At 70.2% G+C, this 25,908-nt stretch carries 28 protein-coding genes and 1 pseudogene; 11 read left to right on the top strand and 18 right to left on the bottom strand.

The window, feature by feature from the left end:
- Positions 1–581 precede the first annotated feature (581 nt).
- The 9 genes from NS220_RS02375 to NS220_RS20375 form a co-directional block, all read right to left on the bottom strand.
- The gene (locus NS220_RS02375; protein WP_058622504.1) at positions 582–941 is read right to left on the bottom strand and encodes a HepT-like ribonuclease domain-containing protein; all 360 of its coding nucleotides are present in this window, start codon (positions 939–941) and stop codon (positions 582–584) included.
- Positions 938–1,381 (bottom strand): helix-turn-helix domain-containing protein, encoded by a 444-nt coding sequence (locus NS220_RS02370; RefSeq protein ID WP_081322939.1) that lies wholly within the window; start codon positions 1,379–1,381, stop codon positions 938–940. Before NS220_RS02370 ends, NS220_RS02375 begins: the two co-directional genes overlap by 4 nt.
- A 741-nt stretch (positions 1,382–2,122) precedes the next feature.
- Positions 2,123–3,199 carry an alkene reductase gene (locus NS220_RS02365; RefSeq protein ID WP_058622503.1) on the bottom strand — a complete coding sequence of 359 codons (1,077 nt, stop codon included), beginning with the start codon at positions 3,197–3,199 and terminating at the stop codon, positions 2,123–2,125.
- Positions 3,200–3,328: 129 nt separating this feature from the next.
- Complete coding sequence (locus tag NS220_RS02360; protein ID WP_058622502.1) at positions 3,329–3,910, bottom strand: hypothetical protein; 582 nt, start codon at positions 3,908–3,910, stop codon at positions 3,329–3,331.
- Positions 3,911–3,956: 46 nt separating this feature from the next.
- Positions 3,957–5,513, bottom strand: a complete 1,557-nt coding sequence (locus NS220_RS02355; protein WP_058622501.1) for a gamma-glutamyltransferase family protein — start codon at positions 5,511–5,513, stop codon at positions 3,957–3,959.
- Between the two features lie 39 nt (positions 5,514–5,552).
- Entirely contained in the window at positions 5,553–6,320 is a 768-nt protein-coding gene (locus tag NS220_RS02350) for an amino acid ABC transporter ATP-binding protein (RefSeq protein ID WP_058622500.1), read from the bottom strand.
- Positions 6,317–7,123: an amino acid ABC transporter permease gene (locus tag NS220_RS02345; RefSeq protein WP_058622499.1), complete on the bottom strand. Its 807-nt coding sequence runs from the start codon at positions 7,121–7,123 to the stop codon at positions 6,317–6,319. The genes NS220_RS02350 and NS220_RS02345 overlap by 4 nt, the downstream gene beginning before the upstream one ends.
- A 2-nt stretch (positions 7,124–7,125) precedes the next feature.
- Positions 7,126–7,992 carry an ABC transporter substrate-binding protein gene (locus NS220_RS02340; protein WP_058622498.1) on the bottom strand — a complete coding sequence of 289 codons (867 nt, stop codon included), beginning with the start codon at positions 7,990–7,992 and terminating at the stop codon, positions 7,126–7,128.
- A 163-nt stretch (positions 7,993–8,155) separates the two neighbouring features.
- The gene (locus NS220_RS20375; protein ID WP_058622497.1) at positions 8,156–8,797 is read right to left on the bottom strand and encodes a TetR/AcrR family transcriptional regulator; all 642 of its coding nucleotides are present in this window, start codon (positions 8,795–8,797) and stop codon (positions 8,156–8,158) included.
- Between the two features lie 119 nt (positions 8,798–8,916).
- Between NS220_RS20375 and pdxH the strand changes: the two genes are divergently transcribed.
- The 4 genes from pdxH (at position 8,917) to NS220_RS02315 (ending at position 12,367) form a co-directional block, all read left to right on the top strand.
- Positions 8,917–9,558 carry a pyridoxamine 5'-phosphate oxidase gene (gene pdxH / locus NS220_RS02330; RefSeq protein ID WP_058622496.1) on the top strand — a complete coding sequence of 214 codons (642 nt, stop codon included), beginning with the start codon at positions 8,917–8,919 and terminating at the stop codon, positions 9,556–9,558.
- On the top strand, positions 9,555–10,289 hold the full coding sequence (locus tag NS220_RS02325; protein ID WP_153004118.1) for an MBL fold metallo-hydrolase: 735 nt from the start codon (positions 9,555–9,557) through the stop codon (positions 10,287–10,289). The genes pdxH and NS220_RS02325 overlap by 4 nt, the downstream gene beginning before the upstream one ends.
- 116 nt (positions 10,290–10,405) lie before the next feature.
- The gene (locus NS220_RS02320) at positions 10,406–11,560 is read left to right on the top strand and encodes a DUF697 domain-containing protein (protein ID WP_058622495.1); all 1,155 of its coding nucleotides are present in this window, start codon (positions 10,406–10,408) and stop codon (positions 11,558–11,560) included.
- A 150-nt stretch (positions 11,561–11,710) separates the two neighbouring features.
- Entirely contained in the window at positions 11,711–12,367 is a 657-nt protein-coding gene (locus NS220_RS02315; protein ID WP_058622494.1) for a HEAT repeat domain-containing protein, read from the top strand.
- Positions 12,368–12,490: 123 nt separating this feature from the next.
- Here NS220_RS02315 and NS220_RS02310 read toward each other — a convergent pair whose 3' ends face one another.
- Positions 12,491–12,883 carry a hypothetical protein gene (locus tag NS220_RS02310; RefSeq protein WP_058622493.1) on the bottom strand — a complete coding sequence of 131 codons (393 nt, stop codon included), beginning with the start codon at positions 12,881–12,883 and terminating at the stop codon, positions 12,491–12,493.
- 67 nt (positions 12,884–12,950) lie between these two features.
- Positions 12,951–13,553 (bottom strand): hypothetical protein, encoded by a 603-nt coding sequence (locus NS220_RS02305; protein ID WP_058622492.1) that lies wholly within the window; start codon positions 13,551–13,553, stop codon positions 12,951–12,953.
- A gap of 132 nt (positions 13,554–13,685) precedes the next feature.
- Here NS220_RS02305 and NS220_RS20370 point away from each other — a divergent pair.
- Both NS220_RS20370 and NS220_RS20500 read left to right on the top strand, forming a co-directional pair.
- Positions 13,686–14,510: pseudogene (locus tag NS220_RS20370) on the top strand (alpha/beta fold hydrolase); the annotation flags it as partial.
- Between the two features lie 162 nt (positions 14,511–14,672).
- Positions 14,673–15,143 (top strand): helix-turn-helix domain-containing protein, encoded by a 471-nt coding sequence (locus tag NS220_RS20500; protein WP_242864511.1) that lies wholly within the window; start codon positions 14,673–14,675, stop codon positions 15,141–15,143.
- A 6-nt stretch (positions 15,144–15,149) separates the two neighbouring features.
- On the opposite strand, the gene NS220_RS02295 is transcribed toward NS220_RS20500, so the two are convergent.
- From NS220_RS02295 to NS220_RS02285, 3 genes are read right to left on the bottom strand one after another with little or no spacing between them, the layout of a single operon-like run.
- The gene (locus NS220_RS02295; protein WP_058622491.1) at positions 15,150–15,404 is read right to left on the bottom strand and encodes a hypothetical protein; all 255 of its coding nucleotides are present in this window, start codon (positions 15,402–15,404) and stop codon (positions 15,150–15,152) included.
- Complete coding sequence (locus NS220_RS02290) at positions 15,397–15,666, bottom strand: ribbon-helix-helix domain-containing protein (protein WP_058622490.1); 270 nt, start codon at positions 15,664–15,666, stop codon at positions 15,397–15,399. The genes NS220_RS02295 and NS220_RS02290 overlap by 8 nt, the downstream gene beginning before the upstream one ends.
- A 51-nt stretch (positions 15,667–15,717) precedes the next feature.
- Entirely contained in the window at positions 15,718–16,380 is a 663-nt protein-coding gene (locus NS220_RS02285; protein WP_242864510.1) for an FAD-binding oxidoreductase, read from the bottom strand.
- Positions 16,381–16,524: 144 nt separating this feature from the next.
- Here NS220_RS02285 and NS220_RS02280 point away from each other — a divergent pair, with 144 nt between their 5' ends.
- The gene (locus NS220_RS02280; protein WP_058622489.1) at positions 16,525–16,893 is read left to right on the top strand and encodes a UBP-type zinc finger domain-containing protein; all 369 of its coding nucleotides are present in this window, start codon (positions 16,525–16,527) and stop codon (positions 16,891–16,893) included.
- 43 nt (positions 16,894–16,936) lie between these two features.
- Here NS220_RS02280 and NS220_RS02275 read toward each other — a convergent pair whose 3' ends face one another.
- Genes NS220_RS02275 through NS220_RS02265 form a run of 3 tightly spaced genes read right to left on the bottom strand, consistent with a single transcriptional unit; the run spans position 16,937 to position 20,505 of the window.
- Complete coding sequence (locus NS220_RS02275; protein WP_058622488.1) at positions 16,937–17,716, bottom strand: hypothetical protein; 780 nt, start codon at positions 17,714–17,716, stop codon at positions 16,937–16,939.
- A 36-nt stretch (positions 17,717–17,752) separates the two neighbouring features.
- Positions 17,753–18,673: a DUF1295 domain-containing protein gene (locus NS220_RS02270; RefSeq protein WP_058622487.1), complete on the bottom strand. Its 921-nt coding sequence runs from the start codon at positions 18,671–18,673 to the stop codon at positions 17,753–17,755.
- Positions 18,670–20,505: an AMP-dependent synthetase/ligase gene (locus tag NS220_RS02265; RefSeq protein WP_058622486.1), complete on the bottom strand. Its 1,836-nt coding sequence runs from the start codon at positions 20,503–20,505 to the stop codon at positions 18,670–18,672. Before NS220_RS02265 ends, NS220_RS02270 begins: the two co-directional genes overlap by 4 nt.
- Before the next feature lie 305 nt (positions 20,506–20,810).
- Here NS220_RS02265 and NS220_RS02260 point away from each other — a divergent pair, with 305 nt between their 5' ends.
- The 4 genes from NS220_RS02260 to NS220_RS02250 all read left to right on the top strand — a co-directional run bounded on the left by NS220_RS02260 (position 20,811) and on the right by NS220_RS02250 (position 25,324).
- Positions 20,811–21,947, top strand: coding sequence for an acyltransferase family protein (locus NS220_RS02260; RefSeq protein WP_058622485.1), 1,137 nt, complete (start codon positions 20,811–20,813; stop codon positions 21,945–21,947).
- 105 nt (positions 21,948–22,052) lie between these two features.
- On the top strand, positions 22,053–23,243 hold the full coding sequence (locus tag NS220_RS02255) for a glycosyl hydrolase family 18 protein (RefSeq protein WP_058622484.1): 1,191 nt from the start codon (positions 22,053–22,055) through the stop codon (positions 23,241–23,243).
- A gap of 59 nt (positions 23,244–23,302) precedes the next feature.
- Positions 23,303–23,461 (top strand): hypothetical protein, encoded by a 159-nt coding sequence (locus tag NS220_RS19955; RefSeq protein ID WP_193755249.1) that lies wholly within the window; start codon positions 23,303–23,305, stop codon positions 23,459–23,461.
- Positions 23,462–23,746: 285 nt separating this feature from the next.
- Positions 23,747–25,324, top strand: coding sequence for an SDR family NAD(P)-dependent oxidoreductase (locus tag NS220_RS02250; protein ID WP_440589452.1), 1,578 nt, complete (start codon positions 23,747–23,749; stop codon positions 25,322–25,324).
- Between the two features lie 143 nt (positions 25,325–25,467).
- On the opposite strand, the gene NS220_RS02245 is transcribed toward NS220_RS02250, so the two are convergent.
- The gene (locus tag NS220_RS02245) at positions 25,468–25,815 is read right to left on the bottom strand and encodes a hypothetical protein (protein WP_058622483.1); all 348 of its coding nucleotides are present in this window, start codon (positions 25,813–25,815) and stop codon (positions 25,468–25,470) included.
- Between the last annotated feature and the right edge of the window lie 93 nt (positions 25,816–25,908).

The raw sequence follows: 25,908 nt of genomic DNA, 5'->3' as shown, positions 1-25,908 counted from the left end.
TCGAACCGTCCCCGGGGAAGCAACGTTCAGGAAGCGCGAGAACAAGGTCAGCGACTGATGCCCGCGCCGAACGGCCGGGTTCCTGCGCGGTCGCGGGCCCCGTCGTTCGTGCCGCGGGTCGTGCCGGGCGGCGACGTCGAGGCATTCGTCTCGGCGCGGTTCAAGGGCTCGGACACGGACGAATGGCCCTGCCGAGGGACGGTTCTGCTGCACGCGCCCGCGCGCGACGTGCTGCCGCGCCCGCCGCGTCCAGCCCAACGTCGGCGAGCAGGCCCAATGCGTACACGGACAGCCCGCAGAATGCGCGGGGGGTTCTTCCGCGGAGGAGTCCCGGCGAGGAACTCGTCCACGGTGATGTCATAGACGCCGTCCGGGCGCTGAAGGAGCAGCCGGGGCGGGGGATCGCCCTGGGGGGGGCGTTCGGCTGCCGGTGGCGCTCGCGGCGCACGGGCTCATCGACGAGTACATGTTCGTCGTGCATTCGGTGGTGGCGGGGCGACGGCCGCGGTTGCTCGAGGGCGTCGAGGAGAAGCTGGAACTCATCGAGCGGAGGGAGCTCGCATCGGGGCTACGGTTCAGCGCTACCGTCCGGTGTGAAGGCCGGGAATGAGCGCGTCGATCAGGTAGGCGCGCAGCCGCGGCACATCTCTTGTCAGCGTGCGCCAGACGCGGTGCGGGTCGAGATCGTCGTATTGGTGGGCGGCGAAGTTTCGCATGTCGATGATCTGTCGCCACGGCTGCCCGGCGAAGCGCGCGCGAATTGGCTCGGGGATCTTCGCGACACCCTCCCCGATGCGGATCAGGCCCATCTCGGCGGCCCACTGCGAATGCACGTTCGCGACGAACGACTCCTCGCCCTCTGCCACAATCTCGGCGATCACGTCGCAGATCGCGATGATCCGGGTCGCGGCATCCTGCGCCTTCCGGGTGTCAGCGCTCACACGGGCACCGCTTCGCGAAGGATGCGATCGCGTAGCGCGCCGCGCAGGGTGTCAGATGCCACGACATCGACGGAGACCTGCAGAAGATCGGTCAGAGCGAGGCGCAGGCCCACTTCGTCGAGGAGGCCCGCGTCGGGGCCGAAGTCGACGAGGAGGTCGATGTCGGACTCGCCGGTCGCCTCGCCGCGAGCGACCGAGCCGAAGACGCGGGGATCGGTGGCGTGATGCTCGGCGACGAGGCGGTGGATCTCGTCGCGGTGACGGAAGAGGCGGTCGTTGAGGGTGCCGACCAGCGCGCGACGGATCCGTTCGAGAACCTCGGGGCTGGGCTGACGCCGGCCGTTCTCGTACGCCGAGATGTTGGGCTGCGCCACCCTGGCGGCGCGGGCGAGCTCGGCCTGGCTCATCCCCGCCGCTTCTCGGCCGGCCCGAATGTTCATATCAACAGGATAGTCAAGGGGTTATCGGGGGCGATATGCCTGAGTCGGCGACCAGCAGGAGTCGCCCACCGCCGCTGATACCTGGGTGGCTCACGGCTTCGGCGTGGGCCGCGGCTTCTCGAAGGGATCGGCGTCGCTCTCGAGCTCCTCGAGCGGCGGGAACTTCGTTCCGGCGCGATCATGCAGCGCTATCGGCCTGTGTGACGCAGCGGCACCGCGCAATCCCGGGAGCTGGACGGTCTCGCAGTCAGCTCCACTCAACGGGCTGCGCAACCGGCACGGCCATGCCCTCTCGCTACCACGCCCGACGGGCCCCCGCTTCCGGCGCGCAGCCCGCTATGTACGCCGTACTGCCGGCTCTGACGCCCTACTTGTTGGGTCGTGAGATTCAGCCCCACCGGGGCGGTGGCCGTGCCGACAGCGTCGCCGTATGTTGGGCTGAAGTTTGTCGCGATTCGCACGGCAGACCCCGCCTCGATGCAGGCATCCACGGCCCGACGCGATGCCTCGACATCACGGGGAGTTGAGTCTGTGGAAACTGGGGTTGCGTGACGGTCTACCCGTTCGCACCTGTAGATAGGGATACGTCGGCGAAGGATCACGGATGCGATGCGATCGAGTCCGACGTGCGTGGCGGCGGCGACCGTCTGAGTGCGGAGCAGGCGTGCAGCACTACCGGGCCCGCCGCGTAGGCGAGGGCCCCGCGCGAACAGGTCGCGCGGGGCCCTGGCATCCGGAATGTCAGCCCTGCAAGAACGGGTAGTCCGTGTATCCGCGCTCGTCGGGGCCGTAGACCGAGGCCTGGTCGACCTCGTTCTCGTCGGCGTTCTGCTCCCAGCGGGTGACGAGGTCGGGGTTGGCGATGGCGGGGCGGCCGACGGCGATCAGGTCGGCGATGCCCTCGTCAACGGCCGTGACGGCCTCTTCGCGCGTGGTCATCTTGGAGAAGCCGGAGTTGACGATGAAGGTTCCGCCGAAGGCGCGGCGCAGGTCCTGGATGAGGTCGCTCGCGGGGTCGCCGTGCAGCACGCTCAGGTACGCAAGTCCCAGCGGGGCGAGGCCGGCGATGAGGGCCTCGTAGGTGGCGCGCGTTTCGGCGTCGTCCTTCTCCCAGACGTCCTGGATGTTGTGGGCGGGGGAGATGCGGATGCCGACGCGGTCGGCGCCGACCTCGGCGACAACGGCCTGCGCGACCTCGATGACGAAGCGGGCGCGGGCCTCGGGCGATCCGCCGTAGCCGTCGGTGCGCTGGTTGGAGGCGGGGGAGAGGAACTCGTGCAGCAGGTATCCGTTCGCGGAGTGCAGCTCGACGCCGTCGATGCCGGCATCCACGGCGCGACGGGCGGCCGTCACGAACTCGTCGCGGATCGTGGCGAGCTCGTCGGTCTCGAGGGCGTGCGGAACCGGGAACGCGACCTTCGAGCCGTCGGCGAGGCGGGTGTCGCCCTCGATCGCGATCGCCGAGGGGGCGACGATGCGGTCGGTGCCGGTGATGTCGGTGTGGGTGACGCGTCCGCCGTTCATGAGCTGCATGAACACCACTCCGCCTTCAGCGTGGACGGCATCCGCGACCTTCGCCCAGCCGGCGGCCTGCTCGTCGGTGACGATTCCGGGCTGGCCGGGGTACGCCTTCGACTCGGCGCTCGGGAACACGCCCTCGGTGACGAGGAGGCCGATGCCGGCGCGCTGCGCGTAGTACTTCGCGACGATCGGGCCGGGAACGCCGTCGGCGCTCGCGCGCAGGCGGGTCATGGGGGCGAGCGAGACGCGGTTGCGCACACCGATGCTGCCGACGGTGGTGGGGCTGAACAGGCTCACGGGAGTCCTTTCGTGGGGAACAAGGGCCACGCGAACCTAACGGAGCGTGACGATGACCTATTCCACGGAATGCACATGTGTGCAGCGGTGGGTTGACACGGCCGCTCTGCTGCTCTGTCTTTCGACGGGTCAGGGGAAGACGAGCCTGTCGCCGTCGCGGGTCAGCTCGGCCGGATCGATCGAGAAGCGCTCGCCGATGGCATCCAGGGTGTCGGCCCGCCCGAAGTAGTAGGACTTCACCTGCCGGTCGACCCCGGAGACGACCGCGTACCCGTCCGCTCCCGGCATGGGGCCCAGATCGGCACCGGGCGCGGCTTTGGGGGACACGAAGAACCGGTTGGGGTTCGCGGGGTCGAAATCGTGTGTCGCGGGGTCGTAGTAGTAGACGTTCCGCGGGAGGACGTCGCCGGGCTCACCGATCAGCGACCGGTAGTCGTTCGGGCAGCCCTCGGTGCCCTGGCATTCGAATCCGTCGGGGTAGATGATCCACGGCCCCGACCCCTCTGCCCAGTCGGGCAGTTCGGGGATATCGGGGGTCGCCGGCGCGGTCGTCTGCACGGACGGCGCGTCGGCGGCGGGGCCGACCGCCCCGACGGCCGGGGCCTCGGGCTGGTCGGCATCCATTCCGGTGAAGGCCGGGATCGCGAGGGCGACCAGCCCCGCGATGACGAGCGCGGAGGCCGCGACGGTGATCGTGGCGGCGCGTCCCATGCGTTCAGGCTGACATACCGCTTCCCCTACTACGAGCCGATCCGCCTCAGCCCCCGTACATCCGCACGCTCGCCGCACCATCCGAGCGCGGGTCGCTTCCGGCATCCAGCCCACCATCGGATGCCACGGCGACGAGGTTGGCGTGACCGACGAGCTCATCGGCGTCCGGGGTCTCGATGAGGTGCAGGCGCGTCTCGGCGAGCGAGGCGCGGGCCGGGGCGGGGAGGTCGCTCTCGACGTAGATGTCGGACGGGGCGTCGCCGTCGCGCTGCGGGCCGACGATGGCGCGCGGGGCCGACACCGCCTCTTGCGCGGAGGCTCCGGCCATCGCCCGCAGCAGGGTCTGGGCGTGGATCTGGGGCTGACCCTGGCCGCCCATCGTGGCCGACACGAAGCGCAGGCCCTGGGCGTCGTCGACCATCACGGGCATGAGCGTGTGCAGCGGGCGCTTGCCGGGGGCGAGGGCGTTCGGTGATGCGGGATCCAGCGAGAAGCCGGTGCCGCGGTTGTGCAGCAGGATGCCGGTGGACGGCTCCACGACCGCGGCTCCGAAGGCGTGGTAGACGCTCTGGATGAGCGAGACCGACCACCCCGACGAGTCCGACACCGCGATGCCCACCGTGTCACCGCGCGGGCGACGGAAGCCCGGCAGCACCGGCTCGTCGCCGTGGGCGGTCGCGTCGCCGTTGAGCAGCTCGGTGACGTCTCCCGAGGTGACCCGCGGGTCGGCGAGCAGTTCGTCGCGCACGAGGTTGGCGGCGAAGAAGTGCTCCATCATGCGTCCGAAGTCCGCGCCGAGCGGGTCGGCGATGCCCTGACGTTCGAGCTCGCCCAGCACTCGCAGCAGCACGAAGCCGTGGGTGTTCGGCGGGCTCGTCAGCACGCGGTACGGCCCGAACGAGGTGGACAGCGGCTCGACGACCTCAGGGTGGAACAGCAACAGGTCAGCCGCGCCGATGCGCGAGCCGAGGCTGGCGAGGCCATCGACGAAGGATGCCCTGAGCCCACCGTCGTACAGCGCGGCAGCGCCGCCGTCGCGGATCGCCTCGAGCGTACGGGCGAGCACGGGCTGCACCAGCGCGTCGCCCTCGACCGGCAGGCCGCCGGCGAGGAACGTCTCGCGGAAACCGGCGTCGAAACCGATCGCCGCCTCCTCGTCGCGGAACGCGGCGGCGAGGGAACGCGACACCGCCACGCCGTCGCGCGCGGCGACGATGGCATCCGTGAAGATCTCCTCCCAGCCGAGCTGACCGCCCATCCGTCGCAGCACGTCCCACCCGCGGACCGCCCCCGGCACGGTGACGGTGTCGATCCCCCGGTAGGGCAGCACCTCGCCGTGCGCCTCGCGCATCGCGGCGCGATCGACGGCGGATGCCGCGGGGCCCGACGCGTTCACGCACCGCGTGCGCCCCGAGGGGTCGCGGACCAGGGCGATCAGGTCGCCGCCGATGCTGACGTTGTGCGGGTAGACCACGCTGAGCGTGGCGGCCGCGGCGAGAGCGGCATCGATCGCGTTGCCGCCGCTGGCGAACGCCTTCTCCGCGGAGCGGGTGGCGTCGGCGTGCGGGGTGGCGATGGCGCCGGTCAGGGGCGTGCGAGACATGGGTGTTCCTGGGTGGATCGTGCGGGGGAGGGGGAAGGGTCAGAGGATCTTCGAGAGGAAGGCCTGCGTGCGCGGGTGCTCGGGCGCGGCGAACAGACGGCTTGGCGGGGCGATCTCGATGATCGCTCCGGCATCCATCACCACGACCCGATCGGCCACCTCGCGGGCGAAGCCCATCTCGTGCGTGACCACGACCATGGTCATGTGGTCGGCGGCGAGCTCGCGCATGACGTCGAGCACCTCGCCGATCATCTCGGGATCGAGCGCGCTCGTCGGCTCGTCGAACAGCATCAGGCGGGGCTTCATCGCGAGCGCCCGCGCGATCGCGACGCGCTGCTGCTGACCGCCCGACAGCTTGCTCGGACGCGCGTCGGCCTTGTCGCCCAGCCCCACGCGCTCGAGGAGCGCCTGCGCCTGGGCGACGGCCTCCGCCTTCGGGACACCGCGCACGCGGACGGGCGCGTGCCAGATGTTCTCGAGCGCGGTCATGTGCGGGAAGAGGTTGAAGTGCTGGAAGACGAAGCCGATCTCCTGCCGCTGCTGACGCAGGGCCGACTTCGTGGCGGGCACGCGTCGACCGTTCGGTGCGATGCGGTACCCCATGGGCTGACCGGCGACCGTGAGCTCTCCGCCGTCGATGCTCTCGAGGCCGTTCATCGTGCGGAGGAACGTCGTCTTGCCGGCGCCCGAGGGGCCGACGAGGACGACGACCTCGCCGGGCTGCACGTCGAGCGAGACGTCGTCGAGCACCTGGCGGCCGCCGAGGGCGCGCGTGACGTTCTTCGCGCGGACGATGGGGTCGGTCATTTCAGGACTCCCGAGTCGGAGAGGGCGGTGACGGGGGTGAGGGGAGCGGAGCGCCGCCCGCCGAACAGCCGCTGCCACGGAGACACCGTGGTGACGATGCCGACCCGGGCGTTGAGCTTCTTCTCGATCGCGCTCTGGATCACCGTCCAGATCGTGGTGAGGGCGAGGTAGTAGATCGCGACCACCGCGAAGATCTCGAATGTGCGGAAGGTCGCGGCGCTGATGCTCTGCGTCACCAGGAACATCTCCGAGACGCCGATGACGCTGAGGATCGACGTGCTCTTCATGAGCCCGTTGAACGAGTTGCCGAGCGGCGGGACCATCAGACGCAACGACTGGGGCAGGATGATCCACCGCATCGCCGAGGCGCCCGACATGCCCAGCGCCTGCGCCGCCTCGGTCTGGCCCACCGGGACCGAGTCGAGGCCCGCGCGGATGATCTCCGAGATGTACGCGCTCTCGTTCATGATGAGCCCGACGATCGCCGCCTGGATCGCGGCTTTGATCAGGATGCCGCCGAGGTCGACGTCCTGGAAACGGAACACGTTCGCCGCGGCGAAGCCCGTGTAGATGATCACGAGCTGGACGAGGAGAGGGGTGCCGCGGATCAGCCAGATGTACAGGCTCGCGATCACGCGCAGCGGCGCGAACGTCGACCGACGCATCATCGCGATCACGAGGCCGACGACGAGCGCCCCGGCCATCGCGAGCACCGAGATGAGGACGGTCAGCGCGAGACCCTGCAGGAACGGAGGACCCGGGGTGAGCAGGTTCTTCCAGAAGAAGCCCCAGTCGAAATTCATCGTCAGTTGCTCCCGGTGTAGGCGAGCGACTCCTGTCCCCACGCACTGAGGATCTTCGTGTAGTCGCCGGTGGAGACGATGTCGTCGAAAGCGGTCTGGATCGCGTCGTGCAGGGCGGTGTCGTCCTTGAGCGTGGCGGCGCCGATGTCGATCGCGTCGGTCGGCTCGCCCACCATCTCGATGCCCGCGGTGCCCTGCTTCTGGTAGTAGCCGATCAGCTCCGCGGCGTCGAGGTAGGCGTCCAGCTGACCGCTGACGAGCTGCTGGAAGCCCACCGTCGCCTGGTTGTTCGTGCTGATGTCGAGGGGCTTCTTCCCCTCCGACGTGCACGTCGTCGACTGCTTGTCGGCGAGATCCTGTGCGGTGGTGCCGACCGTCACCATGACCTTCTTGCCGCAGAGCGAGTCGTCGAGGCCGGTGATCCCGGCATCCGATCCCTGCTTGACCGCGACACCCGTGGCGGAGGTGAGGTACGGCACGAAGTCGACGACCTCTTTGCGCTCGGGCTTGATGTAGAGCGACGCCATGATGACGTCGCACTGCTTCGCCTGCAGGCTCGGGATGAGCGCGGCGAAGTCCACGGTCACGAAGTCGGGCGTGAGACCGAGGCGACCCGCGACCGCCTTGGCCAGGTCGATTTCGCTGCCGACGAGGGTGCCCGACTCGTCGGTGCTGATGTTGGGCGGCGACCCCAGGTTCGTCGTGCAGACCGACAGCGTGCCCGCTGACCGCAGCGCGCTGGGGGCGACGGTGGCGATCGCGGATGCCGTGTCGGCGGCCGGAGCCGGACTCGAGGAGCATGCGGCCAGGCCGAGGGCTGCGATGCCGGCGACCGCGGCGACCGCGGCGATGCGAGTGGTGGTGTGCATGGAAATCTCCGTCGATGCTCGATGCTCCGCCACCTCGGGAGTGACGTGCGGAGCAGGCTATCAAGTGATAGGTGATGCGTCTATCAATTGATAGACGGCGAGTGTTGCGCCCGTATTTCACGGCGGAGTCGCCCCCGAGAAATGTCAGGGGCGTGCGGGGGGATTACAGCGAGAAGGAGACGGCCCCGTCGAGGCGGGACTGCGTCGCGGCGCGGACGTCGTCGAGACGGAAGGGATCGACGAGGACCGCGCGGAGGATGAAGTCTGACACCTGGAGCGGTCGGTGGGCGACGGGCGCGGAGGCGTTCGTCTCGCGCTCGCGCATGCCCTCGAACTGCAGGCCGGTGATCGCCCGCTGGACGAACTCGGCGTCGACGTCCATGAACTCACCCGCCCGGATGCCGCTCGCCACGAGAGCGCGCACCTCTTCGTGGAAGCGCGTGATCTCCCGGCGCTGGTTCTCGAACTCCGGCTCGGTGAAGATCGCGTCGCTGTAGTACCCGCGTGCGTCGTAGGGGAGCGTGAGGTAGTCGTGCGAGCTGATCGTCAGGAAGTAGTGGAACTGCTCGGCCCAGGACGCGTCAAGAGCGCGCGCCTCCTCGAGGCGACCGAAGGTCTGCGCGAGGTCGGCGTCGACCAGCTCGGAGAGGATGACGTGCTTCGCGGAGAAGTGGTAGAACAGCGACGGCTGGCGGATGCCGACGGCATCGGCGATCTCTCGCGTGGTGGTGCCGTGATAACCGTGACGGCCGAACAGGCGGGCGGCGTGCACGAGGATCTGCTGCCGCGTTCCGCCCTCCTCCATGGGGGCATCCTATCCGCCGCGGTTTCGCCCCTCCGCGCCGGTGGCCTCGCGGCGAAGACCGGCCCTCGCGCGCCCGCGGCACCATACGATGAGGCTCCACGACCCCGGAGAACCGCGCGATGACCGAGAACCCCCTCGCCCACCGGCTCGACTACACGCTCGACGAGCTCGATGACGCCGCGCTCGCGGCATCCCCTCTCGCTCTTCTCCAGCGTTGGCTCGCCGACGCCGCCGACCTGCCCGAGCCGAACGCGATGGTCGTGTCGACGGTGGATGCCACGGGCTCACCGACCTCGCGCACCGTGCTGCTGCGCGGAATCGACGACGACGGCGCCCTCTGGTTCTTCACGAATCGCCTTTCGCGCAAGGGGCGCGCGCTCGCCGAGAATCCGCGTGTCTCGATCCTGTTCCCCTGGTACGCGCTGCAGCGGCAGGTGATCGTGCTCGGCACCGCGACGCCGCTGCCCGCCGAGCGTGACGACGCGTACTTCGCCTCGCGTCCGCGCGGTTCGCAGCTGTCGGCCTGGGCGAGTCACCAGTCGGAGGCCGTGGCATCCCGCGCCGCCCTCGAGGAGCAGATGGCCGAGGTCTCCGCGCGGTTCCCCGAGGATCAGCCGGTGCCGCGCCCGCCGCACTGGGGTGGATACCGGGTGGATGCCACGGAGTTCGAGTTCTGGCAGGGCAGGCCGTCGCGGTTGCACGACCGGATCGTGTTCCAGCGCGACGGCGACGGGTGGGCGGGGATGCGGCGGCAGCCGTGAGCGACCTCCGCGAAATCGCGCCCGGCGTGCTCGTGCGCACGAGCCAGGTCATGCAGACGAACACGACCGTCGTCGTGGCATCCGGGCGCGCTCTGCTCGTCGACCCCGCGTGGATGCCCGATGAGCTTGCCGCGCTCGCCGCCGAGCTGGGCGAGCGCGGGCTGACCGTCGCCGAGGGCTTCGCGACCCACGCTCATCACGACCATGTGCTGTGGCATCCGGAATTCGGGGACGTCCCGCGCCGGGCCTCGCCCCGTACCGCCGAGCTTGTCCGGACCGAGCGCGACGACCTCGTCGCGGCTCTCGGGCCCGAGTTCACGCCCGACCTCGTCGATCTCATGGGGAGAGTGGATGCCGGCACCCCGGCGTTCGACGTCGAGCTCATCGTGCACGACGGACACGCCCCCGGGCACACAGCGCTGTGGCTCCCCGAGCCGCGCGTGCTGGTCGCGGGTGACATGCTCAGCGATGTCGAGCTTCCCCTGCCGTTCTGGCCTCGCGACGTTCCCGCGTACGAGCGGGCCCTCGACCTGCTCGAGCCGTACGCCGACGCGGCGCGCGTGGTGATCCCGGGGCACGGGAACGTCGGCGCGGACGCGCGTGCCCGGCTCGACGCCGACCGCCGCTACCTTGCCGAGGTGCGCCGGACCGGCCGGTCGGACGACCCGCGGCGCGCGAACGCGGGGATGGATGCCGAGTACGAGCTGTTGCGCGAGATCCTCGGGGTGTGAGCCGGACGTGTGATCACGTGTCCGCCGTGCCCCGGTCGCCGCGCCGTTGTCCAGGGGCGGGTGAGCGGTCACCGCGAATGCGACACTGACGAAAGCGGCGAGAACGAGGGGGCGCAATGGCCAAGAAAGACGCGAGCAAGCCCGCGTTCGACGAGAAGGCGTTCGTGGACGCGTCGTCGGAGGCGCGGTCGCGCTACGGGCGGTTCAACCTGGCGATCGTCGGCAGCTCCGGCGTGGGGAAATCGTCGCTCGTCAACGCCGTCTTCGGACGCGACTGGGCGAAGGTCGGCAAAGGCCTCCCCGTCACGCGGGGCGTGCAGTTCTACCACGACGAATCCCTCGGGATCTGGGACGTCGAGGGGTTCGAGATCGGTTCGCCCGTCCCGCCCGACCAGCAGCTGCGCAACCACCTCGATGCGATCGCGGCGCACCCGGGCGACCACCAGATCTCGGTCGTCTGGTACTGCGTGAAAGCGAATGACGATCGGCTCACGCCCGCCGACATCGCGATGATCCGCGAGCTCGACGCGCGCGGACTCCCCGTCATCCTCGTGCTGACCAAGGTCGACTGGATCAAGAACCCGCTCACCGGCCAGCGCGGCATCGCGAAAGACCTGCAGGCCTTCGTCGACTGGCTGCACGAACCCGTGGATGCCGCCGGCCAGCCGTTGCACGTGCCGTATCGCCGCGTGATCCTGACCTCGACCCGCGACCGGCACGGGAAGGGCAAGGGGCACGGTCTCGGTGACCTTGTCACGGAGACCCTGGCCCTCGCCCCCGAGAGCGACAAGGATGCCTTTCGCATCGCGCAGCGTCTCAACCTCCCGTGGAAGCGAGAGATGGCGCGGCCCATCATCGCCGCGGCCACCGCGGCCGCCGCGGGAGCGGCGACGGTTCCCCTTCCTGTCACGGATGCTGTCACGCTGGCGCCGATCCAGCTGACGATGATGGGCCGGGTCGCGACGATCTACGACCTCGAGTTCAAGACGATGCTGTCCGCCGGAGCCCTCGCGCAGTTCGGGGTGCAGGTCGCGGGGCGAGCGCTGGCGACGAGCTTCCTCAAGCTCATCCCCGGCGCCGGTGTCGTCGTGAACGCCGGGGTGGCCGGGGCGCTCACCGCCGCGACGGGGGAGAGCTGGATGAAGCTGTGCGAACTCATCCACACGGGCAAGATCGACGTCGCGAAGCTCGACAAGGAGTGGGCGAAGTACGCGCCGCATTTCGCTGACGTCGTCCGCAAGCTCCTCGAGCAGCGGGCTGTCCGGCGGTAGCCGCCCCGCGTGCCCGACCTTGTCGCGGGCGGGGGCAACGCGATCCATCCCGCCCCGATCGGACTCGAAATTCGCCCTCACCCCAAACGCCGTCACACCGACCCTCCGCTCTCCGCGGCGTGCGACGCTGGAGGGACCGAAGGGACCACCATGACCGACTCCACGCCGACAGAGCGGCTGCGCGCAGCGCTCCAGAACGCGGACGCCTCCGCTCGACTCGAAGCCGCGCTCGCCGCGGGCACGCGCCCCGATGACAGCTACGTCGAGGAGCTCGTCGCGAGGTGCGCGGTCGAGTCCGATTTCTTCGTCCGCGACATGCTGACGTGGGCGCTCACCCGGCATGACCCGTCGCGCGCGGTCGAGGTTCTGCTGCCCGAGGTGAAGTCCGAGATCCCGCAGGCACGGAGCCAGGCGCTGCACACGCTGTCGAAGATCGGCGACCCCGTCGCCTTCTCGGCCATCACGCCCGCTCTGCTGCGCGATCCGCACCCCGAAGTGGCGCGCGCGGCGTGGCGGACGGCATCCGGTCTCGTCCCCGAAGGCGCGCAGGAGACCCTCGCCGACGAGCTGGCGACGCAGTTCGGCCGCGGCGATCACGACACGCAGCGGAGCCTGAGTCGAGCGTTCGCGACCATCGGATTCCGGGCCGAAGGGGCGATCGAGCAGGCGATCGTCTCGCCGTACGACGTGATCAGCGCGCACGCGCGCGCCACGGCCATCGTCATGGACGACCCCGACGCCGACTTCGCTGAAGCGGCCGTCGAGGCCCGTCGCGTCGTCGCGAAGCGGGCTCTGCCGCGCGACTGAGCGTCCGGCCGGGGCGTCCGATTCCGGGGGCGCCCGGCCTGAGGCGTGAGGCCTGAGGCGTGAGGCCTGAGGCCTGAGGCGTGAGGCCTGAGGCGTGAGGCCCGAGGTGTCAGGATCGAGGAGTCAGGTCCGCACGGGGTGTGCCGCTCGCGCGGAGCTGTGCAGGATGAACCACGTCAGGCCGAGCATCGCGAAGATGCCCAGCAGGGTGGTCGCGGCGATCCCCAGGTCGCCGGGAAGCGTCGTCACCTCGAGCACCATCGCCGTGGCGGCCCCCACCAGCACGACCGCAAGAGCGACCCACCGCACGACCGGCGTTGCGACGAAGATAGCGACCACGAGAAGAACGCTCAGCGCGATCTCGGTGAGACCGGCGACGAGCATCGTCGGCGATGCCAAGCCCAACCCCGTGAACGCCACCCCCACGGCGGCGAAGGCCGCGGCGAAGAAGGGGGTGAGGATTCGTACCCGCCGCGCGAGCTTTTCCGGCGGCACGGGTGCCGTGTTCTCGCTCATCGTTCGTCCCCCGGGTGAAGTTCTTCGGATGCCGCGTGGTCAGGGTATCTCGGAGCGCGGGCGCGCGTCAGACGCGCGGTACCGCCCCGCCCGCGACCCACGCGCGGAGGAGCTCCACGGCGTCGGCCGGGAGTCCGAAGACGTCTGCGGTCTTGATGCCGCCGAGGCCGCTGGCATTCGGTCGCCCGGCCCGGCGCGCCAGGCCCTCGGGCAGTCGGCGCGCGGAGAAGTCCAGCGTGGCGTCGACCGTGACGACCTCGTCGCCCGGCGGGAGATTGCGGAGGCGCTCGATCAAGGAGAGCACCTTCCAGTGCTCCCACAGGATGTTCGGACCCGTGTCGACGGGGTCGTTCGTGGGCGCCGCGGGGAGCTCGGTGGCATCCGGGAACCGAACGACGTCGCCGAGGCCCAGTTGATCGGACAGGATCCGCAGCGCGTCGGGGTCGACGAGGCGGTGTGAGTTCCAGACGAGGTCGGCGGAGAGCGAGCGCAGGCCCTCGACGACGGCGGGGCGGAAGAAGAACCGGCCGCCCGGCAAGAGCTCGGCATCGGCGGGAACGGGGAGGGGCGCGTGGGCGCGACCGGTGCGGTAGTCCGCGTACTCGCGGGCGGGGGAGTCGAGCTCGACGAGCAGCACTCCGTCGATGCCGAGCAGGATCGTGCGGCCCATTCGGCAAGTCTGCCAGGGTGCCGCCCGCCGGCGGTTCTCGACGAACGTCTGATGCCCGCCGGGCCCCCGCGGAGTTGAGTGGTCGAGCCACGTTCGTGGCGCACTCGTCGAGACAAGGAAGCGGGCAATGTCATGGCATTCGTGACCACCGAAGATGGCGCAGAGATCTACTACAAGGACTGGGGAAACCCTGAGGCGCAGCCGATCGTGTTCCACCACGGCTGGCCCCTGTCGTCCGACGACTGGGATGCCCAGATGCTCTACTTCCTCGGCAAGGGCTTCCGCGTGATCGCGAGCGACCGGCGCGGTCACGGTCGCTCGTCGCAGATCGGCACCGGCCACGACATGGACCACTACGCCAGCGACGTCAGCGCCGTGGTCGAGCACCTCGACCTGCGCAACGCCGTGCACATCGGGCACTCCACCGGCGGCGGCCAGGTCGCCCGGTACGTCGCTCAGCACGGCGAGCCCCAGGGGCGCGTCGCGAAAGCGGTCCTGGTCGCGGCCGTCCCGCCGCTCATGCTGCAGCGCGACGACAACCCCGAGGGCACCCCGCTGTCGGTCTTCGACGGGTTCCGTGAGGCGCTCGCGGCCAACCGTGCCGAGTTCTTCGAGGCCGTGGCATCCGGTCCCTTCTACGGATTCAACCGCGAGGGCGTCACTGCGTCGCAGCCGGTCATCGACAACTGGTGGCGCCAGGGCATGACGGGCAGTGCTGTCGCGCACTACGAGGGCATCAAGGCCTTCTCGGAGACCGACCAGGAAGCCGACCTCCGGGCCATCACGGTCCCCGTGCTCGTGCTGCAGGGCGACGACGACCAGGTCGTGCCGTACAAGGCCGCCGCGATCCGCCAGCACGAGATGCTCGCGAACTCGACCCTGAAGATCTACGAGGGCTACCCCCACGGCATGCTCACCACACACGCGGACGTGATCAACCCCGACATCCTCGCGTTCGGTCGGCACCTCGCGCTCACCCTGCACGGGGCGGTCCACTTCGTCGGCATCCGTGGGGGAGCGGCCGTCTTCCTCGCGGCTCCGGTGCGCGACATCGACGACCTGACGGATGCCGTCACCCGCGAGGCCGCCGTGCACGGGCTCGTGCCGCGAGGCCTCGGGATGACGGTGTGCGCGGCGATCGAGACCGCGGTCGACGACGCGGTGGAGCGGGCGATCGCCTCGGCGCGCCTGCGCGCGACCCTGCCCGATCAGGTCGTGTCGGTGCGCGCCGAAGACCTCGGCGGGTGGGCGCTCCTGCACACCGTGCCGCGCTCACGCCCGCTGCTGCACCAGGCCTGCCCTGCCGCCTTCGACCTGCTCGCCCTCGACGATCCGACGCCCCGCGAGACCGTCGAGGCGTACCTGGATGCCGCCGGACGCGTGCCCGTGGCCTGCGAGAGGCTGCACATCCACCGCACGACCCTCTACTACCGGCTCGAGCACCTTCCCGAGTCGGTCCGCGCCGCACTCGCCGACGGCCTGCAGCGCAGCACCCTGCACCTGGCGCTGAAGCTGCTGAGGCTCTGGGAGGAGGAGGCGGTCGAGGCGTCGGTGGTGCCGCTGCGTGAGGAGGGGTTGTTGCGGGCGTGACGGGTGTCAGAGTTCGCGCAGGTACTCCGGTCGGGCGATCATCGCGTGGAGGATCATCTCGTGGCCGTCGTCGAAGGTGAGGGTCACGAGCTCGAGTGTCCGACCCGCTGAATCCATGCCGATCAGCAGCCATCGACGGGGGTCGTCCTCGTCGTCGAGGGGCCATGACGCGAGGACGTGGCTCGCGGCCTGCCGAACGGCGTCGTCGTTCAGTCGATCGCGGTGGTAGTGCTTTCGTGCAGAGCGATGCAGCTCAGGCAACGTGAGCCCACTCGCGCACGGCCGCGCGGATGGCTTCGGATCGCGACGTGATGCCCTCGGCTTCTGCTCGTCGCATCAACGCCGTCAATGTTTCAGCGTCGAGGCGGACGGTGGTCGCTTCGCCGGGACCGTTTCCGATCGCCGGTCGACCTCGCGACGGCCGGGGAAGACGGGTGAGGTCGTAGCCCGCTTCGGCCTCATCGGCCCAGGCCTGTACCTCGGAGTCGGTGACGCGCTTGCCGCGCAGGAGGTGGTCGGCCATGCGAATAACGTACACGAAAATGCGATCGGTGGGGAGTGTGACCCCGTGCGGTCAGGCCCCTCCGAAACGCTCCGTCCGCACCCGCAGCGGCGGGTGGCCCGCGGCGACGACCGCGTCGGCGGTCGCCTCGACGAACGCGGTCGGCCCGCAGATGTAGATGAGGGGTCGCTCGGACGGAGGGATCGTCAAGCGTTCGAGCTCGACCAACGAGACGCGACCCGCGGCTCGCGGCGACCCGGGTGGGGCGAGGCGCGTGTGGATCCATTCGGTCGGGATGCCACGGGCGCCGAGCGTCTCGATCTCGTCGGCGTACAAGGCATCCGGGGCCGAACGCACCGAGTACAGCAGGCGGAAGGGCTGGGCCGTGCCCGCGACCGCGCGGGCCCGGGCGATCGAGAGCAGGGGGACGATGCCGGAGCCGCCCGCGATGAGCTGTACGGGCGAGGGGTCGCTCTCGCGCCAGACGAAGTACTGGCCGAGCGGGCCCTTGACCTCGAGGAAGTCACCGGGACGTACCTCTTCGACGAGGTAGGGCGAGACCTCGCCGCCGTCGACCTCGTCGACCGCGAGTTCGACGCGCTCGCCGGGGCCGAAGCTCGCGATCGAGTAGGAGCGCTCGGCCTGATAGCCGTCCTCGGCGGTGAGACGGATGTCGAGGTGCTGACCGGGCAGGCTCCCCGTCCAGTGGGGCATCGTCTCGAGCGCCGACCACACGATCAACCCCGACGTCGAGCGCTTCGGCTACCAGCGGGCGGGCCTGCGGAGCGTCGTGGAACTCGACGCGCCGCACCTCGTGATGCAGAGCCACCCCGCCGAGGTCGCGAAAGTCATCACGGACGCGATCGCCGACCTCGCGTGATGTCCTCGCCCGAGCACATCGACCGGAGCGCGCCTCCGAGCGGGACCGGATGCCAGGAGTGCGACGCGAGTGGAAGCTGGTGGGTGCACCTGCGTCGGTGCGCCGCGTGCGGACACGTGGGCTGTTGCGACTCGTCGCTGAATCGGCACGCCACGGCGCACGCGCGGGTGACGGGTCACCGGTACGTTCAGAGCTTCGAGCCCGGCGAGGTGTGGTGGTGGGACTACGAGACCTCGACGGTCGTGCACGGACCCCCGCTCGCCCCGTCCACGACCCACCCCCTCGACCAGTCGGTGCCGGGGCCGGAGGATCGCCTGCCGACGGACTGGGAGGAGCAGCTCGCCGCGGCTCGCGCGGCCGACGTGTGAGCGTGGCGTTCCCGAGGCTTGCGGAACGTGCCGCGACGCGAACTCAGCCCTTCGGCACCTCGATGGTCACCGGCTCGCCCCATCGCGTGAACTGCTGCAGCGTGGTGCTCTGCACGCCGCCGAAGGTGCCGGTGGCCTGCGTGCCCACGACGCGATGACCCTCGCCCAGCCACACGATCATCTCGCTGACGTCGACGCCCGCGGCGGAGAAGGGCGCATCGGCCTGCAGTCGCCAGGCCCGCACGTCGCTGCCGTCGGGAAGGGTCACCGTGTCCTGGCCGGTCTGCACCGTCCAGGAGGGGGCGGAGGCGAGCAGGGATGCCGCGACGGAGGGGTCGGCGAAGGCGCGGTACGACTCGCCGATGGTCGCGGCGATGACCGCGCGGTAGTCGCTGCTCGACGCGTCGGCTTTCACCCACGCGCCGTCGAACGTGACCCAGGCCTCGGTGGGAGTGAGCACGTAATCATTCGTCCCGTCGGGGCCGGTGACCGATCCCGAGGTGGCGGGATCGTCGCCGTAGACGAAGTCGGCCTCCCCCGTCAGATCGGCGGACTGAAGGTGGAGGTGCCCGCTGCCCGCGGCGCGCGAGAACGCGATCACGCACGCCGAGAGGTCTGCGCCGGCGACCTTCGCGTCCGCGACGAGGTCGACGTCGTCGCACTCGCGCGGTGATGCCATCACCGCGCCACCCGTGGGGGTCGGCGATGCCGGGGCCGCCGCGGTCTCCGTGCTCTGCGGGACCGGGTCGGCCGCCGGCGAGCACGCGGTGAGGAGCGCCAGGGCACCCACGGTCAGTGCGAGGGTCTTCGTCGTTCGCCGCATGGCATCCACTCTAGAAAGTCATGGGCGGCGACGCGCCTACCGCCGTGCGGTCAGCGCCGGGATCAGCACCGGCGTGCGATCGCGATAGGCGCGGTAGTCGGCGCGGTCGCCCCAGCGCTCGTCGGCGCGCTTCTCGAGCAGCGGGATGCCGCTGACCCGGGTCAGCAGCAGGATGACGAAGAGCGGCGAGAGGACCGCGACCCACTGCCAGCCCTGCAGCACCGGCACCGCCACGACGAAGACCCCGACCCACACGAGGATCTCGCCGAAGTAGTTGGGGTGACGTGAGCGGGACCACAGGCCCGTGCGGATGAACTCGCCCTTGTTGGCCGGGTCGGCGCGGAACGCCTGCTTCTGCAGGTCGGCGACGATCTCGAGCGTCATCCCGAGCAGCCAGACGACGACCCCGGCGATCACGAAACCGTCGAGTGGCGCGCGGCCGTCGGCATCCGCGCTCATCGCGATCCACGCGGCCGAGGCGGTGAGGGCGACCCACAGGCCCTGAATGCACCAGACCTGGAAGAAGCGCAGCGGCCGCGTCTTGATCTCGTCGAAACGCCCGTCGGAGCCCGAGCGGTGGACGCGCGCGAAGAGGAACGAGCCCAGGCGCGCCGCCCACACGACGACCATCGCGGCGAGGATCCAGCCCCGGGCGTCCTGCACCGGAGCGAGGAGTGCCAGGGCGATCGACACCGTGATGAACGTCAGGCTCCCGGTGAGATCGAAGAAGCGCTCGGTTCGACGCAGCGCCGAGGGGATGAAGACGAGGAACTGGATGACGTAGGCCGCCGCCACCGCGAGGGCGAACACCGGGATGCCGCCGACCTGCGCACCGCGGGAGCTGCCCGCGACGGCCAGGCCCGCGCCGATCGCGAGGGCGACGACGATGGCGATGATCGCCGCGCGGTTCTGCGAGCCGCCGGAACGCTGCGTGGTCGGGGGGACGGGTGCGGTCATGATGCGGCTCCTCGGTACAGCGTGTCGATCGTGTCGGCGGCGCGATGCAGGACCTCGCGGCGCTTGATCTTGAGAGTGGGGGTGACGAGCTCGTGATCGTCGAGATCGGCGAGCACGAGGGTGAAACGGCGGACCTGCTCGCTGCGCGCCACCAGGGCGTTGGCGGCGTCGACGGTGGGTTGCAGGTGGGCGCGCAGGCGCGGTTCGTCGATGGCCCGGAGCTCTCCGGGTGATCCCGACGCGAGCGTCGCTCCGTGGAAGGCCGCCCACGCGGCCGACTCCGCCGGATCGAGGATGAGCAGCGCCGACAGGTACGGCTTGCCCTCGCCCACCATGACGGCGTGCTGCACGAGGGGGCTCGCCTCGACCGCGCCCTCCCAGCGGGCCGGGACCACCGTCTTGCCGTTCGAGGTGACGATGACGTCTTTCAGGCGTCCCTCGAGGATCAGGCGCCCGCCGGCGTCGATGCGTCCCAGGTCTCCCGTGCGGAAGAAGCCGTCGACGAATGCCTCTGCATCGTGTCGGGGGTCGCGGTAGCCGGCGAACACGCCCACTCCGCGCGCGAGCACTTCGCCCTCGGGGCTGATGCGCACCGTCGACCCCGGCAGGGGAAGGCCGACCGTCCCCGAGACGATGCGGCCGGGCAGATTGCCCGTCAGGGGAGCGGTGGTCTCGGTGAGCCCGTAGCCCTCGATGACCGGGACCCCGATCCCGCGGAAGAACAGCGACAGGGCGCCGTCGAGGGTCGCCCCGCCCGAGAGGATGTAGTCCACGCGACCGCCCATGATCGCGCGCAGTCGCGCGTAGAAGAGGGCGTCGAACACGGCCGCGCGCACACGGAAGCCCAGAGGAGCGCGGTGCCGGCGTCCGGCATCCTGCTTCTCCGCCCGACGCCCGCGCGCGACCGCAGTCGACACCGCGCGCACCCAGACCCGACCGAGTCGCATGCGGTCCGCCTTCTCGCCCGCGGCTGCCTGGATCTTCTGCAGCACGCGCGGCACGACGACGAGGAACGTCGGGCGGAGCACCGAGAGGGCGGGGACGACCTGGGCGGGCTCTGCGAGGTGCGCGATGCGCATACCGCTGGCGATGCAGATGAGCTGCAGACCTCGCGCGAGCACATGGGCGAGCGGGAGGAAGATGATCGTGTTCCCCGTCGGGGTGACCACCTCGCGGTAGGCCGCGGCGATGTTGAGCACCTGCCCGAGGAAGTTGGCGTGCGTGAGCACGGCCCCCTTCGGCTCGCCCGTCGTTCCCGAGGTGTAGACGATCGTCGCGGGGTCGTGGTGACCGGCCAGAGTGCGACGGGTTTCGAGCTCGGCGTCGGAGACGTGCGTCCCGCGGCCGGCGAGGTCGTCGAGCGACGGGATGCCGTCGACCCCGCGCATCGCCCAGGTTCCGATCGCGTCGGTCCCCGCGAGTGCCGTGTTCAGGAGGTCGGCGTGAGCCCGCGACCCCGCGACGGCCAACCGCACACCGGCGTCGCGCACGATCGCGTCGACCTGCGATGCCGAGGACGAGTCGTACACCGGGACGACGACGCCCCCGGCGAACCAGGTGGCGAGGTCGGCCACGGCCCACTCGTAGCGCGTGGGCGCCATGATCGCGACGGTGTCGCCCGCCGCCAGGCCGGCGCCCATCATTCCTTTCGCGAGGGCGCGGACGTCGCCGAGGAAAGCGGCGGTCGTCACGGGGTGCCAGGACGCGGGGTCGTCGGTCGGCACATCGAACGCGACGTGGTCGGGGGCGTCGGCGGCGCGGCGAGCGAGCAGGTCGGTCACGTTGCGGAACGCGGCGAGGCTCGCCAAAGCGGGCGTGGTCGTTTCGAGCATCTGTCCTCCGTGTGCGAGAGCGCGGCCGTCGGAGAAAACATGCCGCCGACATCTCTTCGGAGAAGTGCGCGAATCGGATGGGTGCTGCGCGTCCGAGGGTGAACGTGCGGCGCGCCTCGGAGTCAAGCCCTGCCCTTCCCAGGGATCTCCTCGGGACCGCCGTGTACCGTCTCTCCCGGTCTGCGCGACTTCACGTGCTCAGGTCGACTCCATAGGCGGTGTCGTCGACGGGCGGGTGGGCGCGCTCGAGGACGACACGGGAGGCGATCGCCATCACCACGCTCACTGCCCCTGTCGTCGCGCCGATGGTGAGAACCCCCGGTCCGCTCGACAAGGTGCGCAACCTGCCGTCCCTGACGGGGCTGCGCTGGGCGACCGCGATGCTGATCTTCGGCCACCACCTGATGGCGGTCGAGTACTTCGGCGGCAGACCGGGCGTGATCTGGGGAAACCTCTTCGAGGCCGGAAAGACCGGCGTGACCCTGTTCTTCATCCTCTCCGGGTTGGTCCTCGCCTGGGGGTACAAGCCGCAGCAGACCGCGCGATCGTTCTGGTGGCACCGCATCGCGCGGATCTACCCGCTGCACCTCGTCGGAGTCGGCCTCGCGCTGATCGCCGCGGCCACTCTCGTCCCCGAGATCCGCGCCGACGGCACCGCTCCGGTGGTCGCGAACGTGTTCCTCGTCAACGGCTGGGTGCCGGACTGGTGGCAGGCGGGGAACCCCGCGAGCTGGTCCCTGGTGTGCGAGGCGTTCTTCTACCTCACCTTCCCCTTCCTCATCCGCCCGCTCGCCCGGGCGTCGAACCGGACCCTCGGCGTCGTCGTCGCGGCATCCCTCGTCCTCGTCGCCCTCGCGCCGCAGATCGCGTCGACGTCGCCGATTCCGATGTCGGCCGCGTCGACCCCGCTGCTGCGGATGCCCGAGTTCGTGATCGGCGTGAGCCTCGCGCTGCTGATGAAGAAGAGCAGCTGGCAGCCCGTGCGCCTCGTCCTCGCCGTGCCGCTCGCGGTGGCCGGCTACGCGCTGTCGGAGGCACCGCCCCTGCCCGGCACCGACATCCACCCGGGTCTCGCCGCCACCGTCGGCTTCTACGCGCTGCTCGTCGCCTCTCTCGCGAACGCCGACGCCCGCGCGGACGCGACCTTCCTCGCGCGGCCCCTCTGGCAGGAGCTCGGCCGGGTGTCGTTCGCGTTCTACCTCGTCCACCTGCTCGTGATCGCCTCGGTCTCGTCGGCGTGGCCCGACGGGCACCCGCAGTTGCCGTGGCGTCAGGCCGTGCCGCTCGCGCTCGCCGCCTTCGGGATCGCACTGGCTCTTGCGTGGGCGCTGCACAAGCTCATCGAGATCCCGGCTCAGCGGTGGCTGCTGCGGTACGACAGGTCGCGGACACCGCGACCCGTCGCCGCGCGCGGCCGGGCCGAACTCCTTCCGAATCGCTAGCCCCCGCGAGGTCATCGGCTCGCAAACCCTCGATGTCCGTGCGGTGTCTCGACTGGACCGGATGCCACCGGCGCGGCATTCTGTGAGGTGGACGAGAGGGCGGGCATGGGGCAGCGCACGGCGAAGAGATACGGCATCGGGGTCATCGTGAGCGGCGCCCTCGCGGCGCTGGCGCTCGCGCTCGGCGGCGGCGTCAGCCCGGCATCGGCGGCGGCGTCCCCGGCGGCGCCCGCCGTGCGCGACAGCGGCCGGGTCGTCGTCTACTACCAGAAGCAGTTCGTGAACGGCTCGACCGGCGCGTACATCTCGCCGCTGCCGCTCGTCACCGAGAGCACCGGCGTGGATGTCGTGAACCTCGCCGCCGTGCACATGAACGCCGATGAGCTGAAGCTCAACGATCTGCTGCCCGACGACCCGTCCTTCGACACCATGTGGGCGGAGCTCCGGCAGATCCAGGCGGCGGGGGTCGCCGTCGTCGGCATGATCGGCGGCGCCCAGAACGCCACCTGGCAGAGCCTGACCGACGACTACGACGTGCAGTACGCCCGCCTCCACGACTTCGTCACGACGTACTCCCTCGACGGCATCGATCTCGACGTCGAGACCGACACCGACATCGCCGTGGTCGAACGTGTGATCGCCGATCTGCGTGCCGACTTCGGCTCGACGTTCCTCGTCACGCTGTCGCCGGTGACCGCGGCGCTCGTCGGCGAGGACAACCTCTCGGGCTTCGACTACGACGACCTCTATGCGAGCTCGGGGGCGTCGATCGACTGGTTCAACACGCAGTTCTATTGCGGGTGGGGTGACCCGACGTCGGACGAGTACGGCGCGATCGTCGACTACCAGAGCACGCAGGGCGCGGGCATTCCGGCCAGCAAGATCGTGATGGCGGTCCTCACGAACCCCGACAACTGCGGGAGTGGCTGGATTCCGCTCCCGGAGCTGACGGCATCCATCCAAGAGATCAAAGCCGAGACCCCCACCTTCGGCGGGGTCGCGGGGTGGGAGTACTTCAACTCACTGCCGGGCGGCCCGGATGCGCCGTGGAAGTGGGCGAGCGAGATGCGCGCCGCGATCGACGCGCCGCTGCCGACGCCTACCCCCACACCTACGCCGACGGCGACCCCCACCCCGGATCCCACGCCGACGACGAGCCCGAGTCCGCGCACGCTCGCGGTCAGCGGCATCGACACCGGCGGGCTCGTCGGGGGCGGCCTCGTCGCGGGAGTGGTCTCGATCCTCGGCGGAGGGGTCCTTCTCCTCGCCGCGCTCCGTCGCCGCGCCACCCGGTGATCCGGGTGCACCGCGTTGGCGTTCTGGTGACCGCCCGCGCTCGCGGCTAGGCTCGCCGGATGTTCTCAGCTGTCGGAGGCGCTCACCTGTTCATCCTTCTCGCCGGCTGGCTGGTCGCTCTCGCGATCATCGGCCTGGTCGTCTACTTCGTCGTGCGCCTGGCAGTCCTGCACGCGCTGAAGGCCCACACGCGCTGGGTCGACGGCGGCAAGCTCTAGCGGCGACCGGCTCCGCGTCGTCCGCAGGTCCGTCGGGCGCTCTGCCGCTCGAGCAGCGTCCACACCCTCTCGACCCCGCGCGGGGATTCCGTTTGGTCATTGTCCAGAAGTCGTGGCAATCGACAAGAAATCGATACAAGCGTGTCAGTCATACGGTGACCGTCTGCCGTCACGGAAAGAATGCGAGCGTTTGGTGCTGCACGCGCAACGTCTCGTCGAGGCGGCCGACGGCATCCTGCGCACATGACCCATCCGGCGTTCAGCGACGCCTCGGTACACTTCCCTGTGCCCGAAACACCCCCCACCCCCGAACGCGACATCGCGCCGGATGCCGCCGCGCCCGATGCCGCGGGTCCGTCGGCGACCGATGCGGTTCCGGATGCCGATGAGTCCGGTGCCGCGCTCGGCGTCGAGGCCGTGGCATCCATCTCTCCGACCGAGCTCGAGATCGCGCTGCGCGTGATCGACGCCGCCTCATCGCTCGACCGCGAGGACCCTGCGTACATCGCGCTGCGGCGCCAGACCGGCAAGCTCTACAAGGACGTCAAGCGCCAGTCGCGGCGTGAGAAGCGCCAGCGCATCGCCGAGGCCGATCGCGCCGTCGTGGCGGCGACCGCGACCGGGGCGGCGGACCGTATCGACGACGAGACGCGCGGCATCCCGCTCGCAACGCGCGTCGAGACGCCGTTCGCCGGAGAGCTCATCAAGGCCCGCGCCTGCTACATCTGCAAAGAGGACTACACGCTCGTCGACGCGTTCTACCACCAGCTCTGCCCCGACTGCGCGGCGATGAGCCACGCCAAGCGCGACGCCCGCACCGACCTCACCGGCAAGCGCGCCCTGCTCACGGGCGGTCGCGCCAAGATCGGCATGTACATCGCGCTGCGCCTGCTGCGCGACGGTGCGCACACCACCATCACCACGCGCTTTCCGCGCGACGCGGTCCGCCGCTTCTCGTCCCTGCCCGACAGTGCGGAGTGGCTGCACCGCCTGAAGGTCGTGGGCATCGACCTGCGTGACCCGGCCCAGGTGATCGGACTCGCCGAGTCGGTGGCATCCGATGGTCCGCTCGACATCCTCATCAACAATGCGGCGCAGACCGTGCGGCGCTCGCCGGGGGCGTACAAACCCCTGGTGGATGCGGAATTGGCACCGCTCCCGGACGGCCCGCTGCCCGAACTCGTCACCTTCGGCCACACCAACGACGCGCACCCGCTCGCGCTCGCGCAGTCGGTGTCGGCGCACCCGATCCTCGCCTCCGCCGCACGCACGGCCGACGAGCTGACCGCCGAGGCCATGGCGGCGGGATCGTCGTCGCTCGAGCGGCTGATGACCGGGACGGCGATCGACGCGGGCGGCCTCATCCCCGACGAGGACCGCATCAACAGCTGGACGCAGCACGTCGACCAGGTCGAACCCCTCGAGATGCTCGAGGTGCAGCTGGCGAACATGACGGCCCCGTTCCTGCTCGTGAGCCGCCTGCGCCCCGCGATGGCGGCGTCGACGGCCCGGCGGAAGTACATCGTCAACGTCTCGGCCATGGAGGGCGTCTTCGGCCGCGGCTACAAGGGCCCCGGCCACCCGCACACCAACATGGCGAAGGCCGCCCTCAACATGCTCACGCGCACGAGCGCCCGCGAGATGTTCGAGTCCGACGGCATCCTGATGACCGCCGTCGACACCGGCTGGATCACCGACGAGCGTCCGCACTTCACCAAGGTGCGCCTCGCCGAGGAGGGCTTCCACGCTCCGCTCGACCTCGTCGACGGAGCCGCTCGCGTCTACGACCCGATCGTGCGCGGCGAGGCCGGCGAGGACCTCTTCGGCATCTTCCTGAAGGATTACCGCAAGAGCAGTTGGTGAGCTCGCTCGGCGCTCGCGAGCCCATCGTCGAGTGTCCAGAACACGCCGTTATGCGTAGGGCCGTTACGGCGTGTTCTGGACACTCGACGGGGTGACGGCGCTTGCGTTGGTTGGATGCTCAGTGGGCTCGGGGGCGAGCGCGGCTAGCCCAGCGGCCTCAGCACCTCTTCATCGACCGGGAACGCGAGGTCGTAGAACAGCTGCGATGCACCGATCGCGCCCCAATCCTCCTTCTTGACCCGGATGCCGGAGGTCGAGACCTCGGCGATGCGCACCCGCAGCCACGACCCGTCGTCGAGGCGCAGCTCGTACATGTCGGCGAGGTAGCCGATGCCGCGCTCCTCGAGCGTCTCCTCGGCGGTCAGCCAGTCGACCGCCTCCGTCGCGCGCCGACCGAGGAGGTCGATGACGACGAACCCGTCGCCGGAGGGTTCCATCCACCCGAGCACCTCGCCGTCGGGGCGTCGGTGCGTGATCCAGTCGCTGCGCATGGTGCCGAGCCTACGGGCGGGACCCCCTTCGTCGAGTGTCCAGATAACGCCGTTGTGACGGCGGTCGTTACGGCGTGTCTTGGACACTCGACG

Source organism: Microbacterium testaceum, from assembly GCF_001476655.1.
Taxonomy (GTDB): domain Bacteria; phylum Actinomycetota; class Actinomycetes; order Actinomycetales; family Microbacteriaceae; genus Microbacterium; species Microbacterium testaceum_C.
The sequence above is the reverse complement of the archived record's forward strand: the minus strand, read 5'-3'. Positions and strand labels throughout refer to the sequence as shown.

Coding starts and splice junctions, on each gene's coding strand:
- NS220_RS02370 (WP_081322939.1), bottom strand. CDS start 1,381: ATGAACATTCGGGCCGGCCGAGAAGCGGCGGGGATGAGCCAGGCCGAG.
- NS220_RS02360 (WP_058622502.1), bottom strand. CDS start 3,910: ATGGGACGCGCCGCCACGATCACCGTCGCGGCCTCCGCGCTCGTCATC.
- NS220_RS02355 (WP_058622501.1), bottom strand. CDS start 5,513: ATGTCTCGCACGCCCCTGACCGGCGCCATCGCCACCCCGCACGCCGAC.
- NS220_RS02350 (WP_058622500.1), bottom strand. CDS start 6,320: ATGACCGACCCCATCGTCCGCGCGAAGAACGTCACGCGCGCCCTCGGC.
- NS220_RS02345 (WP_058622499.1), bottom strand. CDS start 7,123: ATGAATTTCGACTGGGGCTTCTTCTGGAAGAACCTGCTCACCCCGGGT.
- NS220_RS02340 (WP_058622498.1), bottom strand. CDS start 7,992: ATGCACACCACCACTCGCATCGCCGCGGTCGCCGCGGTCGCCGGCATC.
- NS220_RS20375 (WP_058622497.1), bottom strand. CDS start 8,797: ATGGAGGAGGGCGGAACGCGGCAGCAGATCCTCGTGCACGCCGCCCGC.
- pdxH (WP_058622496.1), top strand. CDS start 8,917: ATGACCGAGAACCCCCTCGCCCACCGGCTCGACTACACGCTCGACGAG.
- NS220_RS02320 (WP_058622495.1), top strand. CDS start 10,406: ATGGCCAAGAAAGACGCGAGCAAGCCCGCGTTCGACGAGAAGGCGTTC.
- NS220_RS02315 (WP_058622494.1), top strand. CDS start 11,711: ATGACCGACTCCACGCCGACAGAGCGGCTGCGCGCAGCGCTCCAGAAC.
- NS220_RS02310 (WP_058622493.1), bottom strand. CDS start 12,883: ATGAGCGAGAACACGGCACCCGTGCCGCCGGAAAAGCTCGCGCGGCGG.
- NS220_RS02305 (WP_058622492.1), bottom strand. CDS start 13,553: ATGGGCCGCACGATCCTGCTCGGCATCGACGGAGTGCTGCTCGTCGAG.
- NS220_RS20500 (WP_242864511.1), top strand. CDS start 14,673: ATGACGGTGTGCGCGGCGATCGAGACCGCGGTCGACGACGCGGTGGAG.
- NS220_RS02290 (WP_058622490.1), bottom strand. CDS start 15,666: ATGGCCGACCACCTCCTGCGCGGCAAGCGCGTCACCGACTCCGAGGTA.
- NS220_RS02280 (WP_058622489.1), top strand. CDS start 16,525: ATGTCCTCGCCCGAGCACATCGACCGGAGCGCGCCTCCGAGCGGGACC.
- NS220_RS02275 (WP_058622488.1), bottom strand. CDS start 17,716: ATGCGGCGAACGACGAAGACCCTCGCACTGACCGTGGGTGCCCTGGCG.
- NS220_RS02270 (WP_058622487.1), bottom strand. CDS start 18,673: ATGACCGCACCCGTCCCCCCGACCACGCAGCGTTCCGGCGGCTCGCAG.
- NS220_RS02265 (WP_058622486.1), bottom strand. CDS start 20,505: ATGCTCGAAACGACCACGCCCGCTTTGGCGAGCCTCGCCGCGTTCCGC.
- NS220_RS02260 (WP_058622485.1), top strand. CDS start 20,811: ATGGTGAGAACCCCCGGTCCGCTCGACAAGGTGCGCAACCTGCCGTCC.
- NS220_RS02255 (WP_058622484.1), top strand. CDS start 22,053: ATGGGGCAGCGCACGGCGAAGAGATACGGCATCGGGGTCATCGTGAGC.
- NS220_RS19955 (WP_193755249.1), top strand. CDS start 23,303: ATGTTCTCAGCTGTCGGAGGCGCTCACCTGTTCATCCTTCTCGCCGGC.
- NS220_RS02245 (WP_058622483.1), bottom strand. CDS start 25,815: ATGCGCAGCGACTGGATCACGCACCGACGCCCCGACGGCGAGGTGCTC.